Origin of the sequence: Nostoc paludosum FACHB-159 (assembly GCF_014698835.1) — a bacterium.
In the GTDB taxonomy this organism is placed as follows: Bacteria; Cyanobacteriota; Cyanobacteriia; order Cyanobacteriales; family Nostocaceae; genus Nostoc; species Nostoc paludosum.
Genome location: NZ_JACJTU010000001.1, coordinates 551546 through 571190, shown reverse-complemented (window position 1 = coordinate 571190; position 19645 = coordinate 551546). Strand labels below are relative to the sequence as shown.

Below are 19645 nucleotides of genomic sequence, written 5' to 3'. Positions count from 1 at the left end.
CACATCAACATGGAAGAACCTAATGGTTACCCGTTCTAAAATGGATAATCTTGGTCGTAACCAAGTAATTAATATTAGAGTTCAAGAACAACAACGGGATTTAATTGACAATGCGGCTGCGATTCTTGGTAAAAGCCGTTCTGACTTTATGTTAGAGGTAGCCTGTAGAGAAGCTGAAAAAGTCATCTGTGACAAAGCCTTCTTTGCATTAGATGAAGAAAAATATCAAGAATTCCTTGCTATTTTGGACTCACCACCTAAAGCGAATGAAGAAATTCGTAAACTCTTAACTACTAAATCGCCTTGGGATTGATGACAAACCAAACGAAAATGATCAATGCTCCTCAGCCTGTTACTAAAGACCATGATGTATCAGAGTTTGAATCTAAATCAGAAGCCTTGAATAGCTGGCTGAAGGAGAGAGCTTTCAAAAGTGAGGGGGATACAGCCAGAACATTTGTAGTGACAGTTGAAAATAAAGTCATAGGCTATTACTGTTTAGCAACAGCTTCTGTAACTCATTTAGCAGCTGTTAGCAAAGCTAAACGGAACGCACCAGACCCTATACCGTGTATGCTTATTGGTAGGCTAGCTGTAGATACCAAATGGGAAGGAAAAGGTATAGAGTCTGGCTTATTAAAAGATGCTATTAAACGCATTTTATCAGTATCTCAAATAGCTGGTGTTAGGTGTATTTTGGTTCACGCTAAAGATGAAGAAGCTAAAAATTTTTATTTAAAACGTGGGTTTCAAGCATCACCAATAGAACCATTCACACTAATGATGACTTTAAAAGATATTCGAGCAAGCATTGTAGATTAACCTATTAACTAACGTGCGCCTCCGTTGGAGACTCACGTTAATTTTAAAAATGTTGTTAGCTATTATACTTAAATAATTTATGCTTCTACTATGCAAGTATTAATTTAATGGAAGCTTTACCCGATAATTGGGCAGATATTCAACTTGATACTGTATATCTTTCAATCAGTGGTTTGCTAGTTTCATTTGGCAGCGAACAAATAAAGCTGGGATTAAAATACGATCAGAAGGGGAAACATTTAAAAGCCATTGAGAAAGGGCTTGTACCTCCTCGCGGTAATCTTGGGTTGGTCGCTTCCCAAGAATCTGGCTACGATTTGAAATCTAAAGTCTTAGGTAAAGGTGGCGACCGCCGATTTCATGCAAAATTCATTGATGATATATTGCACTTCCCTGGTTTGGTAACAGAACATTAAATCCACATAACTATGACAAAACTCGAATTAAAAAATCATCAAGTTTGGCAAAATTTGACTGAAATATTACAAAATTTAGATGCTAATCTTCTTGTTCAAGAACATCTTGACCAGTGTGATTATCAAGTGTGTGGCTATTGGGATGAACAAGATGAATATTATGAGAAAATTACGTTACCTCGTACCCTAAAAGCCGAATTAGTTAGCAGTTCAATAGGCGTTACTCATAAAGAACGTTTTTTACAACTAAAGTTTTTGCTCATAGCTGATGCTGTTGATAATACGAAAACTGCAATTAGGAATGCTCAAAAACTTGGTGAATTGGTTCTTGTTTATGATGAAAATCTAGAATTTATTGATGAAAATTGGCTTTTAGATGTCAATTCTTCACTCCTTGTGAAGTGATCTGGCTAATTTTAGGGAATTGAGTAGAAGTAAGAAATAATTAAGCAACGAATTTCGTACCTACCGCAAAGCTGAATATATCAGGATTTGAGATAGGCTTTGTTGCCCACTCTAGGGTATCGCAACGATTGATGAAAAATTCCGTCATTTGCTGTGAAATGCTTGATAAATGGTTTTTCTATCTGCTAACTTTGAGAGCGCAATCAAGGTGCGAAACATTTGCGGCTGAAAGCTGTATATAGCAAACTTTAAAGCTAAATCATCAAAAAACATTCTTAGTTTTTCCTTGGTTTTAACTAAACAGTGGTATCAAACGTGATTCTGGGTAACTTAAGTTTAGATTTCTGTATTTAATTTGTCTCAAGTTATGCCAAGACACATCATCACTGAACTGACTGAAGAACAAGAAGCAATGATTGCCATCTATCGAGACAAATGGCGAAGGATAGCAATCTCTACAGAACCAATTAATCATGAAAAAGTTGCAGCAGTAATTAAAGCTGCTTATGCTGTAAGCAACTATCCAGAACCAGAAATTTTATTTTATAGTAATCCTATGATAGCAATTCAAAAAGTTCTCGCAGTGGTCAGCAAAATGGCTAATAGAAGAAGATAACGCTGAACTGCGGCGCGTGTTAATTCAAGGTATTGGCTATACTCGCATTTTGGAACAGTTACAAGCAGTTGAATTAAATTCCTGGCAAGAATACACGCTGTTTAAAATTAATTCTGATATAGATGTAGAACCAATTTATTTGTTGAAAATGACCTGTCCTAGCACCCAAAGAATTCATGTATTGCGCGTACCACCGGATATTCAATCAGCACAAGATGCTATTTGTTGGGTAAATTGGGGTATTGCTCCTGAAGAATTTAGTGTACAAACTTAAACATCTTTTTAGCAGAGTGGGAATGAAAGCTGACTTTAACCTAAATGCTTATACTAGCTGCCTCTATCCCAATGTCGTCTTCCCCCACATTTCCGACTATTAAAAACCGACATAGCAAGGATGTGACTAAAAGGAACAGGCTCAACCGTGCAAGGAAGTTGCGAAGAATAGACAAGCTGAAATATTAGTACTTAGTATTCCAATATTATGGTGTTAAATTTTGGTGTATTGTCCTCTAAGTCAGGATTTGCTTGCTGATGGGTGATGTCTTCTTCAGCAATGATTTGACCATTTAAAATAGCAAGACGCTGCTGAATCTGATGTCGGCGTGCTTCCAGTTTCTGTAGTTCCTGCTCTAAACGCTCTTTTTCCAACATCATTTTGTAAGCATTTAAGTAAACTCTTGCTTGTGAACGTTGAGGAGGCATGGAGCTAAGTTTGGCTTGAATTTGTCCGCGATTTGGAGTGCGATGCATAATAAATTTCTCTTTGGGTATGAAAGTATTTAGTCTAATTAGTCTTTAAAATAAACAAGCTGCTGCTGCTTGGATGCGTTCTAAAGGCTGAACTGAGCGAGGAAGCACTGGTAAGCGAACCATTGTCAAATCTGGAAAATCGCAATTAATGGTTGCTGTAGAAGTAAAGCGGTTGATAACAAGGTAATTCTGGCTTACACCTATTTCTTGCAGAGATTTGAACAAGCGATGTTGTTCGGCAAGTACGCTAGTCTGGTTAAGCGTAACCCCAATGAACTCTGCTTGTTGTGGGTCTTTTAGCACTTTTTGGGCTTTCACCACGCGCTGTCGCAAAGTTCGCAAACGCCCCATAAACTCTGTACGACCAAGGACATCTTGATATTTGATCCAGAGTTTGAAAATCCAACCTAGCCAGTCTGCTAGTGCAGTTGGCATTTCTAGAAAACGTAGAAGATGTCCTGTAGGAGCAGTGTCTAAAATAATTAAGTCTTCTTCTTGTTGCTCTAGCAATTCCATGACTGTTAACAGGGAAAGCATTTCATCAATCCCTGGTAAAGCTTGCTCGACAATTTTGCGCCAAGCAACAGGAGCATAGGCCATTTCAATAGCTTCGCTTGTTTGGGTTTCGCCACTCATCATTTCGGCCAGTTCCCACAGGTAATCGGCTCTGAATTGCTCCAGAAGGCGATCGCTATCTACTTCCTGACCTCGAAGATTAGGAGTTATTTGATATGGTTCGTGTCCTAAACTCAGACCAAAGGCATCACCCAAGGAGTGGGCTGGATCGATGGAAACCATGCGAATTTTGCGATCGGGATGTTGTTGAGCCATAGCCCAACCAATCGCAGCTGCTACTGTGGTTTTGCCTACTCCACCTTTACCGCCAATTAGTAACAGGCGACGACCTCTGGTGAGAAAATCTCCAAAGCTAGGAGGAATTGTTTCAGGCCATTGAACTGGGAGTAGATCGATAGGAAATAGCGGTTCAAGCTGAGGAACATGGATTTGGTTGATGAGATGGCTGAGGGCTACAATTCCTAAAGGCTCCTCATCTTGCTGTGGCACGATAAAAATCGGCTTTCCGTTAGCAAGATCCGTATACTGGCCGATTAGTGGTTGTTGTTCTTGGTAACGATCTGGGTCAGTCGGACTGGCAAGGACTTGGTTGACAAACAATCCTCCGCAAGGCATCTGCATGGTTTGTAAGGCTTCTAGGAATCGTTTTGACTCCAACCAACTCATTGGTTCAGCGATCGCAACTAACAAACAAGCTGTATGGGTAGGATCTTGAAGCAGACGACGACCTTGCGACAGTTCAGCTTTTAGGGTTTGCAAAAATTCGTCAGCGCGATCGGGTGTGTAACTCCCGGCAAAGGTCTTACTAATATACCGATGCTTTTCTTGAAACAGTTCGAGAGAGTGGAGGAAGGTGTCTAAAAAATCCATCAATCCAAACAAGTTGAGAGTATGACCGCTAGGAGCCATATCTACTACTACTCGATCTACCTGCTGTTCGTTGAAAAGGCGTTGGATCTCTAACAAACCCATCAACTCATCGAGTCCAGGCCAATTTAAATCCCAAACTGGCAGCAAGTCCTCTCCTTCAACAAAACTACCGCGCTCCACTAAAACTTCTAACACCTGACCGTAACGTTCTTTAAACTTTTGTAGTAAGAGCTTTGCATCCAACGCCCTTACTAGTAGATTGGGTAGTTCCGCTATGGGACGAGGAATGTCATCAACGCTAACTTGTAAGACATCTCCAAGAGAGTGAGCCGGATCGGTTGAGATTAAAAGAATTTGCTCGTTGGCAAATTGCTGCGCCCAACGACATGCAAAGGTGCAAGAGATTGTTGTTTTTCCGACTCCACCTTTGCCGCTAAACATAGCAAGGTGTAGGTTATCAAAAATTTCCATCCCGTTTGTCATTTAGGGCGTTTTAGGATAAAGTTACTACATATTTTTAAAAGTGACTTAAGTAATTTCGCTGAATAAAGATATTTAAAATCTTAATTTTTTACGATTGGACGAGGAACTATAGCAATTCCTAGTTTAGTGAGCTATAGAACCAATATTTTTAAACGCAGAGGGGAGGCAGCGCGTTGGGCGGGTTTCCCGACTTGTAGCGACTGCCGTCGCACAGAGGAAAGCGCAGAGGTACGCAAAGGTTTAGCCAAGTTTATTAGCAATGTACTAAGTACCTCAACAGATTAGGAAATGCTATATAACTGAGGGAAAGATTTAGCCAGGGGCGTCCGAAGGTAAGGAGATAAGATGGTTAACGGTTCTGAAGGCGATATAAATATTGAATATAATTTCCGAGGTATTTCTGAATACAACTTTTTTTCTGACAGTAAGTCTGAGGACATTTATTGTCGTCCACTCAAAATAGACTCTCCCTACTTAGGACTAAAAACTTTTGAAATTAAAGATAAAGATAAATTTTTTGGTCGCGAGAAGTGGATTGCTAATCTTAGCGATCGCCTAAAAAAAGATGATGCTCTCTTGCTTTTAGGAGCAGCATATACTGGCAAATCATCATTGATTCTAGCGGGTTTAATTCCTTATTTAGGATATTATAAAAATTCATTAATTAATGTAACTTTTCAACCAGATGAAAATCCTTTTCAATCTCTTTATAAGTGTCTTGGTTTTACTTATGGAAAACAATCAAAAATAGCGGATAGCGGTCGAGAAATAAGAGAAGATACACTAATTAACATTGTCACATTTCTCAAACAAGATTATGAGTGCATTCTGATTTTTATTGACCGATTTGAAGAACTGTTTACCAAAACTCAAAAGCCGGAACGTGACAAATTCGTTGCTAGTTTGTTTCAATTGCTCCAACAGCAGGATAGCTCTGTCAAAGTTGTTTTAACAATGCGATCGGATTTTTTAGATAGATTTAGTGAGTATCCGCAACTGGCGAAGCTCCACGATCGCTATAGTTGTATACTCACTAGAATGAGCGATGACGAATTAAAGTTAGCGATCGCTGAACCTGCTACTAGAAATGGCGTTACCTTTGAAGAAGGGCTAATCGAGCAAATTATTGATGATTTTCACCAACAAGATGATTCTTTACCACTTCTGGAATACACTCTAGATGTACTTTGGAAAAGTGAAAATATTCAAAACTGGGTTCTGCAAACAAAGACTTATCAAGAATTAAAAGAGCAAATATTTGGTGATTTTAGCGAACAAGCTTATCAATTTATTAATCCTAGTGTTGGATGGTGCGATCGCAATTTGAGAGAAAAGGAACAAGAGATTCAAAAGTTACACCTGGCACTGACTGAATTAAAACTACGCGAACAATCCGCCAGGGTTTTGAATTTACTCCCTGTCCAACCGCTAGAGGGTTTGGTGCTGGCAATTCAAACAATGGGTGAGAATCTAGAGAAATACCCAAATCAGCTTCTAGCTCCTGTTTTGGGAAGCTTAAAGGAAGCAACGAACACACCGATAGAGGCAAACAGCTTACGCGGACACGAGCAAGAGGTTAATTGTCTAGCCTTTAGTCCTGATGGCAAGTTTATTGCCAGTGGCAGTAGTGATTCTACGGTATGCTTGTGGAATATAGTTGGCAATCCCACTGCTCAATTTTTGCTGGGACACGAGCAAGAGGTGAATTGTCTAGCCTTTAGTCCTGATGGCAAGTTTATTGTTAGTGGCAGTATTGACGGAATTTTGTGTTTATGGGATTTACAAGGTAATCTCATGACTCAACCGTGGCAGGGACATGAGGAAGGAGTTATTGCCGTCGCCTTTAGCTCAAATAGCGATTCTATTGTCAGTGTTGGTTTTGACGGAACGGTGTGTTTGTGGGATTTACAAGGTAACGCCATTACTCAACCTTGGCGCGGACACAAGGAAGGAGTTATTTCCGTCGCCTTTAGTCCAAACGGCGATTGCATTGTCAGTGTTGGTTTTGACGGAATGGTGTGTTTGTGGGATTTACAAGGTAACGCCATTACTCAACCTTGGCACAAACATGAGGCAAAAATTATTTGCGTCGCCTTTAGCCCCGATCGCAAGTTTATTATCAGTGGTAGTAGTGATTCTACAGTGCGGTTGTGGGACATCCAAGGTAATCCCATCGGTCAACCTTGGCGCGGGCATGAAGGACGTGTAAATTCTGTGGCGTTTAGCCCTGATGGTAAGTTTATTATTAGTGGTAGCTGCGATCGCACAATACGCTTATGGGATATTGACGGCAACCCCATAACTCAACCTTGGCGGGGACATGAAGGACAGGTTAATTCCCTAGCCTTTAGTCCCGATGGCAAGCTGATTATCAGTGGTAGCGATAAAACTGTGCGTTTGTGGGAGCTAGATCAAATACTACAAGATCGGGTCATCGGGCGATCGCAGCGCAAATATGAGAATTGGGTCAATTCTGTCGCCTTTAGCCCTGATGGTAAGTTGATTGTTAGTGCCAGCAATGATTCTACAGTGCGGTTGTGGGATATTGACGGCAATCCTATCGGTCAACCTTGGCGCAGACATGAAAAAGAAGTGAATTCTGTAGCCTTTAGGCCTGATGGCAAGTTGATTGTTAGTGCTAGCAATGATTCTACAGTGCGGTTGTGGGATATTGACGGCAATCCTATCGGTCAACCTTGGTACGGACATGAAAAAGAAGTGAATTCTGTAGCGTTTAGCCCTGATGGCAAGTGGATTGTCAGTGCCAGTAATGATTCTACAGTGCGCTTGTGGGATATTGACGGCAACGCCATTGGTCAACCTTGGCACGGACATGAAAAAGAAGTGAATTCTGCCGCCTTTAGTCCTGATGGCAAACTGATTGTCAGTGCCAGTAATGATTCTACAGTGCGGTTGTGGGATATCGACGGCAACGCCATTGGTCAACCTTGGCGCGGACATGAAAAAGAAGTGAATTCTGTCGCCTTTAGTCCTGATAGCAAGTGGATTGTCAGTGCCAGCAATGATTCTACAGTGCGCTTGTGGGATATTGACGGCAACGCCATTGGTCAACCTTGGCGCGGACATGAAAAAGAAGTGAATTCAGTTGCCTTTAGTCCTGATAGCAAGTGGATTGTCAGTGCCAGCAATGATTCTACAGTGCGCTTGTGGGATATTGACGGCAATCCTATCGGTCAACCTTGGCGCGGACATGAGTATTGGGTAAATTCCGCAGTTTTTAGCCCTGATGGTCAACTGATTGCCAGTGGTAGTCTTGATGGAACAGTGCGCTTGTGGGGCTGTGGGTGGCAAGAGTGGTTGCAAGTTTGCTGTAATAGGCTAAATTATCATCCCGTCTTTCAAAATCCTGAAAATGGCACTGATGTAGAAATTGCCTACCAAACTTGTCAAAAATATGTATGGAATACCCAATGCCCTAAACAGTTGAACAAGCAAGGTGAGCTAAAAGAGAAAGCTTTTTCAGTAGCTTTGGAAGACTTTAAGCAAGCAGTTCAACTTAATTTCACATCGCACTGGAAAAATCGCCTTGCTTGGCAATCAGTACCCACAGAGAACCAATAACTAGTCTAAACTCCAGTTAACAGTAGCACCACGAATTTGAAAGCAAAAAGCGGAGTGCCGAGAACAAGAATCGCTGTTAAATTAAGGATTACAAAGAAATAAATTACTACTACTTGTATTGTGTATTGTGTGATGAGCGTCTCGCCTGCCAATAAACCAAGATTTTCGTCAAATGGTATTAGCCAAAAATGCACAGCTGGCAGCGGCAACGGAGAACGATGCCCGTTGGGCATCTGTTGTCGCCCGCGATCCGAAAGCGGATGGCAAATTCTACTACTCCGTTAAGACTACCGGTGTGTACTGCCGTCCCTCGTGTGGTGCGCGTCTGGCGCGACCGGAAAACGTGCGCTTCCATACGACCTGCGAAGATGCCCAGAAAGCTGGATTTCGCCCGTGTAAGCGCTGCAAGCCAAATCAGACTTCGGCGAACGAACAGCATACTGCGAAAATTGCGATCGCTTGCCGACTCATCGAGAAATCTCTGGAAGTGCCGAGTCTGGAACAGCTATCAAAGTATGTGGGATTGAGTACGTATCATTTCCACCGTGTTTTCAAGGTGATTACTGGACTGACACCGAAAGAATACGCCGCGGCTCATCGCCAGAACCGCGTGCGGAACACCCTGAAGAAAAGTGGTACGGTGACGGAGGCAATTTACAACGCTGGATACAACTCCAACGGACGGTTCTACGAAACATCAGATCGGGTATTAGGTATGACACCTTCAAACTATCGCGCTGGTGGTGCTGATACAGACATACACTTCGCTGTCGGCGAATGCTCTTTGGGATCGATCCTCGTTGCCAAAAGCGATCGCGGGATCTGTGCCATTCTTCTGGGCGACGAACCAGACACATTAACACGCGATTTGCAAGACCGATTTCCACAGGCCAATTTCATCGGCGGGGACGCCGAGTTTGAGCAGTTCGTCTCGAAAGTTGTGGGCTTTGTCGAAGCGCCAGCATTGGGACTGGATTTGCCTCTTGATATCCGTGGCACTGCGTTCCAGCAGCGCGTGTGGCAAGCGTTACAGAAGATTCCCCCCGGATCGACAGCTAGCTATACGGATATCGCCAAGTGCATCGGTTTGCCGAAATCGGTTCGGGCTGTCGCCCAAGCCTGCGGTGCAAACCCCTTAGCAGTGGCGATTCCTTGCCATCGCGTTGTGCGTCATGACGGTGCATTGTCGGGCTATCGATGGGGCGTCGAACGCAAACGCACTCTTCTTGAACGGGAGGCGCAGAATTGAAAATTTGGTGGTCAACAAGAGCAGAGAATAGGCAATAGGCACTAGACATCTCCGAAAAAGAATGTAGAGACGTAGCACTGCTACGTCTCTACAAGGGTTGTCGTTAACGCATATTTAATTTCACCAGATGTCTAATAGGCAATAGGTAAAGAAAGTCTGTTTGTATCGGGTTTTTACGATCAGTTTATGACCTAAACTATGCTTCAACTGCTGTAGCGCTTGCTCTACTCAGACTTTAGGCAAAATCCCTCACTTCAAGCATTGCTGAATTCTCTTTTACTTAATCCCTTTTTTCACCAATTCTGGAATTTGAGAAGGACGTTCAGCTACAGGAACTTGTACTTCTTTGAAAGCAGCTAATTTACTTTGGGCTGTGCCAAAATTGGGGTCGCGGCCGATAACTGTTGCTAAAGTCCCGGTTTGCCGCCAACTTTTTCCTGGTGGTGCTTGTCTTCCGGCAATGTAGGCAATTACTGGTTTATCAATGGCCTCAGCAATGTACCGGGCGGCGGCTTCTTCACTACCGCCACCAGGTTGACCGACTAAAACGATCGCTTCTGTAGTTTCATCTTCATCGAGAATTTGTAACCATTGCAAAAACGACGAACCAACGATCGCATCACTACCAATGCTGACACTAATGGACTGTCCCAAACCAGCTTTTGTTAATTCGTAGGCGACTTCGTAGGTAAGGGTACTGCTACGACTAACAATCCCCACTGGCCCTGGTGTATAAAATTCGCTAGGTTGAGTTCCTAAGAGAATTTTTCCTGGCACAACGATCCCCGGACTATTTGGCCCGACAACCAAAGTTTCGCAGGCTTCGGCTTTGCGGAGTAATTGCACCATATCTAAAGGTGGCACTCCAGCAGTAATAATAATAATTTGGCGAATGTGAGATGCGATCGCTTCCAATGCCGCATCCAAAACATCATAAGGACTTACACAAATGATTGTTGTGTCAATTGTGCCAAATTTTTCTACTACCTCTTCTACTAAGTCAAATACTGGTAGTTCGTGGAGTTCCTGTCCGCCGCATCCAGGATTAACACCACCTACTAAATTCGTGCCATAGGCTTTCATTTGTGCAACATGAGTGCCTGATATAAATTCACAAAAGCCTTGAATTAAGACTTTACTCTCTGGCGTTAAGTTCATAATAAATTACCGTAAGCTTGGCAAGTTACAAGCCTCTAAATTGATTTATGGGTGTCTTTAATTTTGAATTTTGAATTCAAAGCGTACCCCTACAGGGAAGCAAGCTACGTGCAGCGTCTCGTAGAGAAGCGATGTGACTATTTCTTCTTAGTAGTTGGTTTGGCAAGACGAACTGCAACCTCCACTGCCTCATCTAAATTTTCTACCACAACAAGGGCGCTACTGTGAGTTTTCAGTGTTGCTAAATAATTTTTAGCTGCATTCAACTCAGAACCAGCAAGGCGGACAACTAAGGTGGGAAGATTCAGATCTCGCGGAAGTTTACTACCGTTAGAGCGTACAATTTTTAATTTCAGTTCGTTATTGTCTTGCTGTACAAATTTAGCGATGATTTCGGCTAGTTCCTCAGGCTGAGGAATGCTACCCAGGAAGTTAATTAGTATAACTTGGATGCTTTTATCAGCAGCCAAAATTTTCAAACCTGTTTCTAGGCGATCGCCAAATGTAGTTGGCGTAGTATCTGTCAGAAAAGCATGACGTAGATTCAAACAAACACCTGGTTTACCGCCAGCATTAGCAACTAAATCCAAAGTTGCCATTACTGAACCAGTGCCGTTACCTAAAATACCTATTTTGCCGTGCATTTGCACGCCATCCCAATCGCCCAAAATACCGTTAATTTCAGTACTTGGGTGACGGCTGATGATTTTTGCTGCCATTTCCACAAGATCTGGATGACGCTTGATGGCTCGTTCATTGACCCTGACTTTACCATTAAGAGCCATCACCTCACCATCAGGATTGACAGCCAAGGGATTAATTTCGACTAAATCCAGGTCTTTTTGTACAAATAACTGGTACATCTTCTGGAGAACGCTGCTTACCGATTGCATTAGCGTTCCTTGCAAACCCATTTTCAAAGCCAGTCGCCTGGCATAAAATGGCGAGAATTCTTGTTCCACAACGACATGGTGCATTTTTTCGCCAGCGGATTCCCAATCGATGTTTGCTTCTTTGGAACCTAAAAGTACAGGTCGACAAACAGCGGTGTCTAAAACCACCGCCAGATAAAATTCTTGGTTAGCGTCGTATTGGGATTCAGCCAGCACAACCTCCGGCAACTCGCCCCATATTGGTAAAGTGAAGATATTTTGGGCAGCTGCTATCGCATCGATTGTTGTTTCGGCAAACCTAACTCCGCCTGCTTTTGCCCGTTCTGCCCCATGTACTTGAGATTTCAGGACAATTGGAAAAGCAATTTTTAAACGTTTCAAATCTGTGGGATGATCGATTCGTTGCGAAGGCAATACAGGAATGCCGATCTTCCCAAACCATTCTTTAACTTGGTACTCTAATAAATCCATTGATACACCTTGTCTTGACACTCTATAAGCTTTTGATTATTGCTGTCTAAATATTTGCCAGCAGCTTTATTACATATCGGCAGCTATAAAAACTTATTTTTCACGTATTAATTTTATCGAATTCAGCAAATGAGGCAAATTAATTGCTCTAGCCACAAGACTTAATTAATCTCCTCAGTAGACTTCCCAGCATAGAAGATAACTAGCATTCCTGTCAAAAACCTCTAACATCGCAACATTTCCTTAACCTGTGGATAATTTTGTCACAATTGCTCTGCAACTATAATCTTGTCTGAGAGTTGCTGTTGTGAATTTAATTGCCACAAAATCATGCAGTGAAAATACTCAAAAATATTATTATTCCCATTTTTTTCAGGGAAATATATACCTGTGGATAGATTATCTAACTTCGTATCTACTAAGTTGAAAATGTAGCCATACGAACAATTACTAGTATTTGAATTTTTGGTTAAAACTTGGAATTTGTGTTAGAAAGTTGTTCGATTAGATTTTCAGCCTCTGGTTGGTTAAACTGTGCGTCTTTATTCAAAAAACCCAAACAGTTCATTTGATCTCCTTGAAAATAATCAAAACAATATAAAAGTTCAGTACGAAAGCTCTATGAAAGTAGCAGTTCAGCAGGAAGATTTACAGCTTTTAGCCAAAACTTTGCAGGAACAATTGCTTGTAGAAGTCCCATTGGCTGGAGTCTTTCAAGTTAAGTGTGCCGTCAATAAAGACGAGCTAATGATTTTAACCCAACACCCATCAGATGTAACAGTTGATGCTCAGACGATCTTTGCAGTCATTGAAGATGCACTTCAGTCTTTAGCACCCTACAGAGAGCAACGAGTACAATGTTTCCTGAGAGTTTTTGGCGAACAACTCCCTTATGCCAAACGTTTTCTCGCTCTCAAGCAGAGGACGGAATTGAATGAAGGGGATCTGGGCATCTGGGCATCTGGGGGAATCAGGGAAGAGGACACAGGGACGCGGGGACGCGGGGATACGGAGAGTTCTTTTCCCACCTCTTCTTCATCGGCTCTGACTTATTTTCCATCACTAGATGAAACTGAAGATGAGGAAGTATTTGACCCATTTGCAGATACACCGAGTTTGCCACCTTCTAAGCCAACACGGCAAGTCAAACCGATTTTTGTAGGTGTAGCCTTGGTGGGAATTGTGGTTTTAGGGCTTGGCGGTTATTTATTGACTCGCCCTTGTGTGATGTCTGAGTGTAAAGAAATACAAATTGCCGAGCAATTAAAAACAGAATCCCCCCAATTGATACGTCGCGCCAAGTCGGAAAAAGATTTAATGGCAGTGCATCAGCGACTGACGACGGCTAGTGCAGCCTTGAGTGTAATTCCTAGTTGGTCACCCCGTTACCAGATGTCAGAAGAACTCAAAGCCAGTTTGTCTGGGCGGTCAGAAAAAATCAGCCAGGTAGTTAAGGCTTTGCAGACAGCATCTTTGGCGGCAGAAAAAATTAAAGCTCCCGCACGTAGTTTAGAAGAAATACAAGCTAGACAACATTTATGGCGACAGGCTATTGCACCACTAGAAGCCATAACTCCCAATAGTGAACTTTATCCACTAATACAAGCAAAATTATTTAGTTATCGGATTAGTTTGCACGCTGTGAATCAGCAGATACAAACTGAAGAAAAATGGCTGAAAAAACTAGCAGCAGCCAAAGATGTAGCTAATACAGCCGAAAGTCGCCAAGCTAGTGCTAAATCCTTGAAGGATTGGCAAAAAGTTCAGTCTAACTGGCAGGTAGTAATTAATGCCTTGAGGGTGATTCCTCAAACTAGTCCTGCATATGAAGAAGCCCAAAACTTGTTGTTAGAGTATAAACCTAAGTTAGCAACAGCACGCGATCGCGCTACTAAAGAACAATTAGCTGCCAGAACTTACCAACAAGCTGTTAGCACCGCCAACCAAGCCAAAGTTTATCAACAACAAAATCAATGGCAAGCAGCAGCGACATACTGGGAGCAGGCTTTGGAAACTGCTAAAAAAGTTTCCCAAGATAGCTTGTATTACACTCAGGCTCAGTCCTTAATCGAACCCTACTCAACAGCCCTCAAACAAGCACAAGAAAAACTACAAGTTGTCAGCGATTTGCAACAAACCCGTACTGACTTAGAAAAAACCTGTGTTAACGGAATTCAGATTTGCACCTTTAGTATGGGCAATGGAGGAATTATTGTCCGGTTAACCCGTGAGTATGACCAGCTAAGGCAAAATAGTTCGGCTAATCCTGATTCTGGGAATTCAGATACTGCTGTCGATCTTACCAATCACTTGCAAATCTTACAGGAAGCTTTGGCTGTAATTAGTGATAATGCCAATTTGTCCCTTTTCCTCTATGATTCTCAAAGTCAGGTAATTTATACGCGGACACTGGGAGGGTAAAAAAGTTTGGAGTTAGAAATTTCGAGTAAATCTACAGATATTTCCGAATATGCTGTTGTATTTGTTGCACCTTCTCAATGGACAAATCTGTTGCAGAAGCAATAATTAAGCAAGGGACTGGGGACTGGCGACTGGGTGAAAAGTCTTTTTTTTTATCTAAGTTTTATCATTTGTTGATGTCCTAACAGTCTTGTCTATTGCTATATGAATATTTGCAATAACTCTTACAAACTAAATCTTAAGTCGCAGATGCAGGATGAAGCGAGGTTTTCTATGTGGACGAAAGGTATAATAAGTGCCATTATTTGAGAATATTTTGTATAACCCACTGCAACTGAAAGAAATAAGTTATGACTAAAATGATGTTATAAAAGTCATCAAATTAAACATCATTTTATATGATTGTATGGAGCAACAAACTGTTCGTACAACGCTGACCCTCCCAAAGGATTTGTTAGAGGCAACGGATAAAGCCGTTGAGGCAGGAAAAGCTAAAAGCCGCAACGAGTTTGTAGCACGGGCATTACGGCGGGAACTCGCTGCTCAAAAACGGGCAGAAATTGATGCGGTCTTAGCAGAAATGGCAAGTGACGTAGAGTATCAAACAGAAGTTTTGCAGATGGAGGCGGAATTTGCGCCAGCTCAGTGGGAAGCTTTGAAGTTAGAGGAAATTTCAGAATGAGACGGGGTGAAGTCTACGATGCCCGTCTAGAGCCAACTGAAGGATCGGAACAGGGCGGAACCCGTCCAGTGATTATTGTCAGCCGGGATGCTATCAATACTGCTAGCCCTGTAATTCTGGCAGTTCCGTGTACAACCTATCGATCTAACAAGCGCATCTATCCCACACAAGTACTGATCCAGCCGCCTGACGGTGGTTTGACCTCTGATTCGATCGCGATGACAGATCAGATTCGCGTACTTTCAAAATCACGCTTATTACGTTTACGGGGAATACTTTCTCAAGAAGCGATCGCCCAACTCAACAAATCGCTATTAATTGCCCTCGATTTACCAGGACAAGATGATGAAATTTTTTTAGATGTGTAGCAGTCGAAGCATAGTTTACAACATAGCCCGATGCTAAAACCTGGAGGCTAAAAGACTTTTTTTTGGCTATTGCCTGTTCCCTAGTATAAATCACCGCTTCATCTGATTAATTGCGCTGCGGAATTAAAAAATTGACGACACAATCCCCTAGTTAATAACACTGTTGTCAGTAAGTTAGCAAAAGCAACCATAAATGTAATTAAAATTTCGTAGGATACTGCATCCAAGGGTTTGACAGCAGCTAGTAACTGTCCGGTGGTAATTCCTGGTATTGCCACCATACCTATAAGTATCATTTGATTGAGAGTTGGAATCAGTGCTGCCCTGATGGCGTCTTTGCGGTATTGGGTGAGTGCTTGCTCTGGAGTTGCGCCTAAGCTCAAATGAGTTTCTATTTCTAGATGGCTGGAATTAATGGTGCTGACAAGGCGTTCTCCGGCGATCGCCGCTGCGTTCATGGCATTACCTATGACTATTCCTGCTAAGGGAATTACGTACTGTGGTTCGTACCATCTGTTTGGTTGAAGAATTAAGAAGTTACTGTAAAGCACTGTCACAGCGGTACTAATGAAAATTGCACCCCACACTAAAGGCAATACATAAGGTATCTTTTGGCTGATGCGATTTCGTGCGACAATCGCCGTAATTGTCAGCATAATTGCTAATATTGCCAAAACTGCCCAACCATTGTCCAAAGCAAAGATGAAATCTAAAATGTATCCCAATACAAGTAGTTGTAAGATGGTTCTTCCAGTAGCAAGGGCTAAATTCAACTCTAGTCCTAATTTTTCCCAAATAGATACGCCAATGGCGATCGCCATTAATCCTAAAGCAATGCCTAAATCCACAAAATCCAGTTCTATCAGATCCTGCACAGGTTTTCTCTCTTTTGATATTTTCTTCTCCAAGCAGCACCCACACGTGGAACTTTGATTCAATGTGTTGGCTCTTGGTTGATATATATCACTTTCATCAATTAAAAATTCAAAATGGTACAAATTTAACATGGCAAACACTTAGTAAGCTGCCGAGAGCATTTAACGCAGCACATCTTTTCGCGTTGACAGTTGACAGTTATCAAAAGTATAAATAACTGGGCAATTTAAAAGCGTAATCGCTTAACACTACTATCTGTAAAATTAGACGTGCAGTAGTTGACTACACCACAATTTAAGTAAAAACCCTAATAGATGCCTAATTTGGGCGATAGTCTTTTAACAGCTGTTTGATTAACAATTCAATCAGCAAGAATTGACTCTCGAAGTGCATCCTTTGTATCTTCCGATAAAATAAAAACTCATGATCCAAAGCGTAAATCCCGTCCCTGCTTTTGACATCAAGCAACAATACACCAGCATCGAAGGAGAAGTAAGTGCAGCCGTCTTAGAAGTTTTGGCTTCTGGTCGTTATATAGGTGGCCCTTTAGTTGAAGGCTTCGAGCAACAGTTTGCCGCCTATCATGGTGTTAGTCAATGTGTAGCTTGTAATTCTGGTACTGATGCGCTCTATTTAGCTCTTAGAGTCTTGGGAATTGGTGCAGGCGATGAAGTAATTACAACGCCTTTCACTTTTATCGCTACTGCTGAAGTGATTAGCGCCGTGGGTGCAAAACCTGTTTTTGTTGATATTGATGCGACTACGTTTAACTTAGATGTAGAGCAAATAGCAGCGGCGATTACACCAAAAACCAAAGCGATTATCCCGGTTCATCTATTTGGGCAACCAGTGGATATGACATCATTGATGGCGATCGCTCTTTCTCACAACTTGTCAGTAATTGAAGATTGCGCTCAATCTACAGGCGCAATGTGGGCCGAGCAGAAAGTCGGAAGCATTGGACATATTGGTTGCTTTAGTTTTTACCCTACCAAAAATCTTGGTGGTTGCGGTGATGGCGGAGCAATAACGACTAACGATCCAGCGATCGCTGCAAAACTGAGAATCCTACGAGATCATGGAAGTAAAATTCGATATTTACACGAGGAAATAGGTGTAAATAGCCGCTTGGATGCTCTACAAGCGGCTATTTTGCAAATTAAACTGCGTTATTTAGATATTTGGAATGAACGGCGGCGAGAAATTGCCAATTATTATTATCAATTCCTGAGTCAAATTCCGGCGATCGTCCCACCCCAAGAATTACCAGGGGGTATCGGTGTATGGAACCAATACACAATTCGCATATCAGGCCAAGGACGAAATGGTGCCAGCGCCAAATATCGAGATTGGGTGCGTACTCAATTGCAAGAGCAAGGCGTTAGTTCAATGGTTTACTACCCCTACCCTTTACACTTGCAGCCAGTTTATCAAAATCTAGGCTATGAAATTGGCGACTTCCCAGTGGCAGAGCAAGCCTGTCATGAAGTCATATCTTTGCCTATGTTTCCAGAACTGACACAACAACAGCAAGATCAGGTGATTTATGCCCTAAAAGATTGCTTGAATTAAACTCATCCCATCCAAAGCGTTGACTGTTGACTGTTAACTGTTAACCGTCAACAGTTATATAGCAGGAGGCAGGAGGCAGGGGGCAGGAGGCAGGGGGCAGGGGGCAGGGGGCAGTGTTTCGACTACGCTCAACAACCAGGCAGGAGGCAGGAGGCAGGAGGTAAAAGTCTTACTATGCCTAGCATTCAAGTTTTTAAAATGTCCTAACTTATGTGACTACCGCTAACGGCCTAAAAACCCTATTTAGGTGAAACCATTTTTTCGCTAGCAATGATGTGTATATCAATGTTTTTGAGCAAGCGCACCAATTTTTGCGTTAAAGAGCCTTTCAAGAGTATTTGCCAGCGCGATCGCTGACTTTCTCCAATTACAATTTGGGTAATTCGATATTTTTCTGCTGTTTCGGCGATCGCATTCGCTACGTTATTACTAGTTACTCGAATAAAAGTCCCTTCAAATTCTTTACACAATTTTTCACAAGTATGAATGTGTAAACTTTCCTCTTTAGTCAGGAAACGTTCTGGATCGGCAACAAACAAAGTATACAGCGGTGCATTCATGTAGTTAGCGATTCTTCCACCACGGCGTAATAGTTGCACAGAATTAGGATAAGTAGATATACATACCAAAACTCGTTCATGAATGTTACAAAATTGTCCATTGGGTGTAGTGGCGATCGCGTTTTCTTCTACGTTGTCTGCGACTTCCCGCAAAGCCAACTCGCGCAAGGCAATTAGGTTACGACGTTGAAAAAAGTTATCAAGGGATTGTTGGATTTTTTGCGGTGCGTAAATTTTGCCTTCTAATAATCGTTCTTGTAGGGTTTCTGGCGTAACATCCACTACCACTACTTCATCTGCTTCATCTAAAATCCTGTCAGGAACCCGTTCGCGTACCACCACTCCAGTAATTCTGGCTACTAAGTCATTGAGACTTTCTAGATGTTGGACATTCATTGTCGAGTAAACATCAATACCTGCTGCCAAGACTACTTCTACATCTTCGTAACGTTTTTCGCGTGGTGAACCAGGGACATTGGTATGGGCAAGTTCATCGATTAAGACTAATTGGGGCGATCGCTTTAAAATAGCATCTGTATCCATATCGGTTAGGGTCAACTCACCGCGAGGATATTGTTTGCGGGGCAAAATCTCCAGCCCTTGTGCCTTTTCTGCTGTGTCCTTGCGTCCGTGGGTTTCCAAAAGCCCAACAATGACATCAATTCCTTCTTGCTTGAGTGCGTGTCCCTCTTCCAGCATCCGGTAAGTTTTACCTACCCCAGGAGCCATACCAATAAAGATTTTATGCTTACCCCGCCGTGGTGAATAAAGGGAGTAATTTGCAGATATAGAAGGTGTATTGCTAACCAAACCAGTATTCGTATAATTTAATATTTAAGTTTTACTAATTATATTAAGTTTGGTTGAGTAGGTGG

Annotated in this window: 17 protein-coding genes and 1 pseudogene; 12 read left to right on the top strand and 6 right to left on the bottom strand. The window is 42.2% G+C overall.

The features are described from left to right. Positions 1-22 precede the first annotated feature (22 nt). From H6H03_RS02415 to H6H03_RS39735, 6 genes and pseudogenes are all read left to right on the top strand, one after another. Entirely contained in the window at positions 23-313 is a 291-nt protein-coding gene (locus H6H03_RS02415) for a type II toxin-antitoxin system TacA family antitoxin (protein WP_190953528.1), read from the top strand. Continuing rightward, complete coding sequence (locus tag H6H03_RS02410; protein ID WP_190953527.1) at positions 313-822, top strand: GNAT family N-acetyltransferase; 510 nt, start codon at positions 313-315, stop codon at positions 820-822. Before H6H03_RS02415 ends, H6H03_RS02410 begins: the two co-directional genes overlap by 1 nt. A gap of 107 nt (positions 823-929) precedes the next feature. Next, positions 930-1238, top strand: a complete 309-nt coding sequence (locus tag H6H03_RS02405) for a hypothetical protein (RefSeq protein WP_190953526.1) — start codon at positions 930-932, stop codon at positions 1236-1238. Positions 1239-1250: 12 nt separating this feature from the next. Continuing rightward, positions 1251-1643, top strand: coding sequence for a hypothetical protein (locus tag H6H03_RS02400; RefSeq protein WP_190953525.1), 393 nt, complete (start codon positions 1251-1253; stop codon positions 1641-1643). 367 nt (positions 1644-2010) lie between these two features. Continuing rightward, positions 2011-2259 (top strand): hypothetical protein, encoded by a 249-nt coding sequence (locus H6H03_RS39740; protein WP_199338650.1) that lies wholly within the window; start codon positions 2011-2013, stop codon positions 2257-2259. Then, a pseudogene (locus H6H03_RS39735) lies at positions 2225-2533 on the top strand (DUF6745 domain-containing protein); the annotation flags it as partial. The gene H6H03_RS39740 and the pseudogene H6H03_RS39735, both read left to right, overlap by 35 nt. A 191-nt stretch (positions 2534-2724) precedes the next feature. On the opposite strand, the gene H6H03_RS02390 reads toward H6H03_RS39735, so the two are convergent. Together H6H03_RS02390 and H6H03_RS02385 are read right to left on the bottom strand one after the other, a co-directional pair. Next, a complete protein-coding gene (locus H6H03_RS02390) occupies positions 2725-3009 on the bottom strand; it encodes a sugar ABC transporter ATP-binding protein (protein WP_190953524.1) in 285 nt (94 codons plus the stop codon). 45 nt (positions 3010-3054) lie between these two features. Further along, entirely contained in the window at positions 3055-4938 is a 1884-nt protein-coding gene (locus H6H03_RS02385; RefSeq protein ID WP_242057688.1) for an ArsA family ATPase, read from the bottom strand. 345 nt (positions 4939-5283) lie between these two features. Here H6H03_RS02385 and H6H03_RS02380 point away from each other — a divergent pair, with 345 nt between their 5' ends. Together H6H03_RS02380 and ada are read left to right on the top strand one after the other, a co-directional pair. Further along, entirely contained in the window at positions 5284-8520 is a 3237-nt protein-coding gene (locus H6H03_RS02380) for a WD40 repeat domain-containing protein (RefSeq protein ID WP_190953523.1), read from the top strand. Between the two features lie 172 nt (positions 8521-8692). Further along, positions 8693-9769, top strand: coding sequence for a bifunctional DNA-binding transcriptional regulator/O6-methylguanine-DNA methyltransferase Ada (gene ada / locus H6H03_RS02375; RefSeq protein ID WP_190953522.1), 1077 nt, complete (start codon positions 8693-8695; stop codon positions 9767-9769). Positions 9770-10045: 276 nt separating this feature from the next. Here ada and H6H03_RS02370 read toward each other — a convergent pair whose 3' ends face one another. Beyond that, the gene (locus H6H03_RS02370; protein ID WP_190953521.1) at positions 10046-10927 is read right to left on the bottom strand and encodes a succinate--CoA ligase subunit alpha; all 882 of its coding nucleotides are present in this window, start codon (positions 10925-10927) and stop codon (positions 10046-10048) included. A 137-nt stretch (positions 10928-11064) separates the two neighbouring features. Further along, complete coding sequence (locus H6H03_RS02365) at positions 11065-12291, bottom strand: succinate--CoA ligase subunit beta (protein ID WP_190953520.1); 1227 nt, start codon at positions 12289-12291, stop codon at positions 11065-11067. 621 nt (positions 12292-12912) lie between these two features. On the opposite strand from H6H03_RS02365, the gene H6H03_RS02360 reads away from it, so the two are divergent. The 3 genes from H6H03_RS02360 to H6H03_RS02350 all read left to right on the top strand — a co-directional run bounded on the left by H6H03_RS02360 (position 12913) and on the right by H6H03_RS02350 (position 15762). Next, positions 12913-14712, top strand: a complete 1800-nt coding sequence (locus H6H03_RS02360) for a hypothetical protein (protein WP_190953519.1) — start codon at positions 12913-12915, stop codon at positions 14710-14712. 406 nt (positions 14713-15118) lie between these two features. Further along, the gene (locus H6H03_RS02355) at positions 15119-15394 is read left to right on the top strand and encodes a CopG family ribbon-helix-helix protein (RefSeq protein ID WP_190953518.1); all 276 of its coding nucleotides are present in this window, start codon (positions 15119-15121) and stop codon (positions 15392-15394) included. Next, positions 15391-15762, top strand: a complete 372-nt coding sequence (locus H6H03_RS02350; RefSeq protein ID WP_190953517.1) for a type II toxin-antitoxin system PemK/MazF family toxin — start codon at positions 15391-15393, stop codon at positions 15760-15762. The genes H6H03_RS02355 and H6H03_RS02350 overlap by 4 nt, the downstream gene beginning before the upstream one ends. A gap of 98 nt (positions 15763-15860) precedes the next feature. Here H6H03_RS02350 and H6H03_RS02345 read toward each other — a convergent pair whose 3' ends face one another. Further along, complete coding sequence (locus H6H03_RS02345) at positions 15861-16637, bottom strand: ABC transporter permease (protein WP_190953516.1); 777 nt, start codon at positions 16635-16637, stop codon at positions 15861-15863. A 424-nt stretch (positions 16638-17061) separates the two neighbouring features. Between H6H03_RS02345 and H6H03_RS02340 the strand changes: the two genes are divergently transcribed. Next, positions 17062-18210, top strand: a complete 1149-nt coding sequence (locus H6H03_RS02340) for a DegT/DnrJ/EryC1/StrS family aminotransferase (protein ID WP_190953515.1) — start codon at positions 17062-17064, stop codon at positions 18208-18210. A gap of 239 nt (positions 18211-18449) precedes the next feature. On the opposite strand, the gene H6H03_RS02335 is transcribed toward H6H03_RS02340, so the two are convergent. Beyond that, positions 18450-19580 (bottom strand): universal stress protein, encoded by a 1131-nt coding sequence (locus tag H6H03_RS02335; RefSeq protein ID WP_190953514.1) that lies wholly within the window; start codon positions 19578-19580, stop codon positions 18450-18452. Between the last annotated feature and the right edge of the window lie 65 nt (positions 19581-19645).

Coding starts and splice junctions, on each gene's coding strand:
- H6H03_RS02415 (WP_190953528.1), top strand. CDS start 23: ATGGTTACCCGTTCTAAAATGGATAATCTTGGTCGTAACCAAGTAATT.
- H6H03_RS02410 (WP_190953527.1), top strand. CDS start 313: ATGACAAACCAAACGAAAATGATCAATGCTCCTCAGCCTGTTACTAAA.
- H6H03_RS02405 (WP_190953526.1), top strand. CDS start 930: ATGGAAGCTTTACCCGATAATTGGGCAGATATTCAACTTGATACTGTA.
- H6H03_RS02400 (WP_190953525.1), top strand. CDS start 1,251: ATGACAAAACTCGAATTAAAAAATCATCAAGTTTGGCAAAATTTGACT.
- H6H03_RS39740 (WP_199338650.1), top strand. CDS start 2,011: ATGCCAAGACACATCATCACTGAACTGACTGAAGAACAAGAAGCAATG.
- H6H03_RS02390 (WP_190953524.1), bottom strand. CDS start 3,009: ATGCATCGCACTCCAAATCGCGGACAAATTCAAGCCAAACTTAGCTCC.
- H6H03_RS02385 (WP_242057688.1), bottom strand. CDS start 4,938: ATGACAAACGGGATGGAAATTTTTGATAACCTACACCTTGCTATGTTT.
- H6H03_RS02380 (WP_190953523.1), top strand. CDS start 5,284: ATGGTTAACGGTTCTGAAGGCGATATAAATATTGAATATAATTTCCGA.
- ada (WP_190953522.1), top strand. CDS start 8,693: ATGGTATTAGCCAAAAATGCACAGCTGGCAGCGGCAACGGAGAACGAT.
- H6H03_RS02370 (WP_190953521.1), bottom strand. CDS start 10,927: ATGAACTTAACGCCAGAGAGTAAAGTCTTAATTCAAGGCTTTTGTGAA.
- H6H03_RS02365 (WP_190953520.1), bottom strand. CDS start 12,291: ATGGATTTATTAGAGTACCAAGTTAAAGAATGGTTTGGGAAGATCGGC.
- H6H03_RS02360 (WP_190953519.1), top strand. CDS start 12,913: ATGAAAGTAGCAGTTCAGCAGGAAGATTTACAGCTTTTAGCCAAAACT.
- H6H03_RS02355 (WP_190953518.1), top strand. CDS start 15,119: ATGGAGCAACAAACTGTTCGTACAACGCTGACCCTCCCAAAGGATTTG.
- H6H03_RS02350 (WP_190953517.1), top strand. CDS start 15,391: ATGAGACGGGGTGAAGTCTACGATGCCCGTCTAGAGCCAACTGAAGGA.
- H6H03_RS02340 (WP_190953515.1), top strand. CDS start 17,062: ATGATCCAAAGCGTAAATCCCGTCCCTGCTTTTGACATCAAGCAACAA.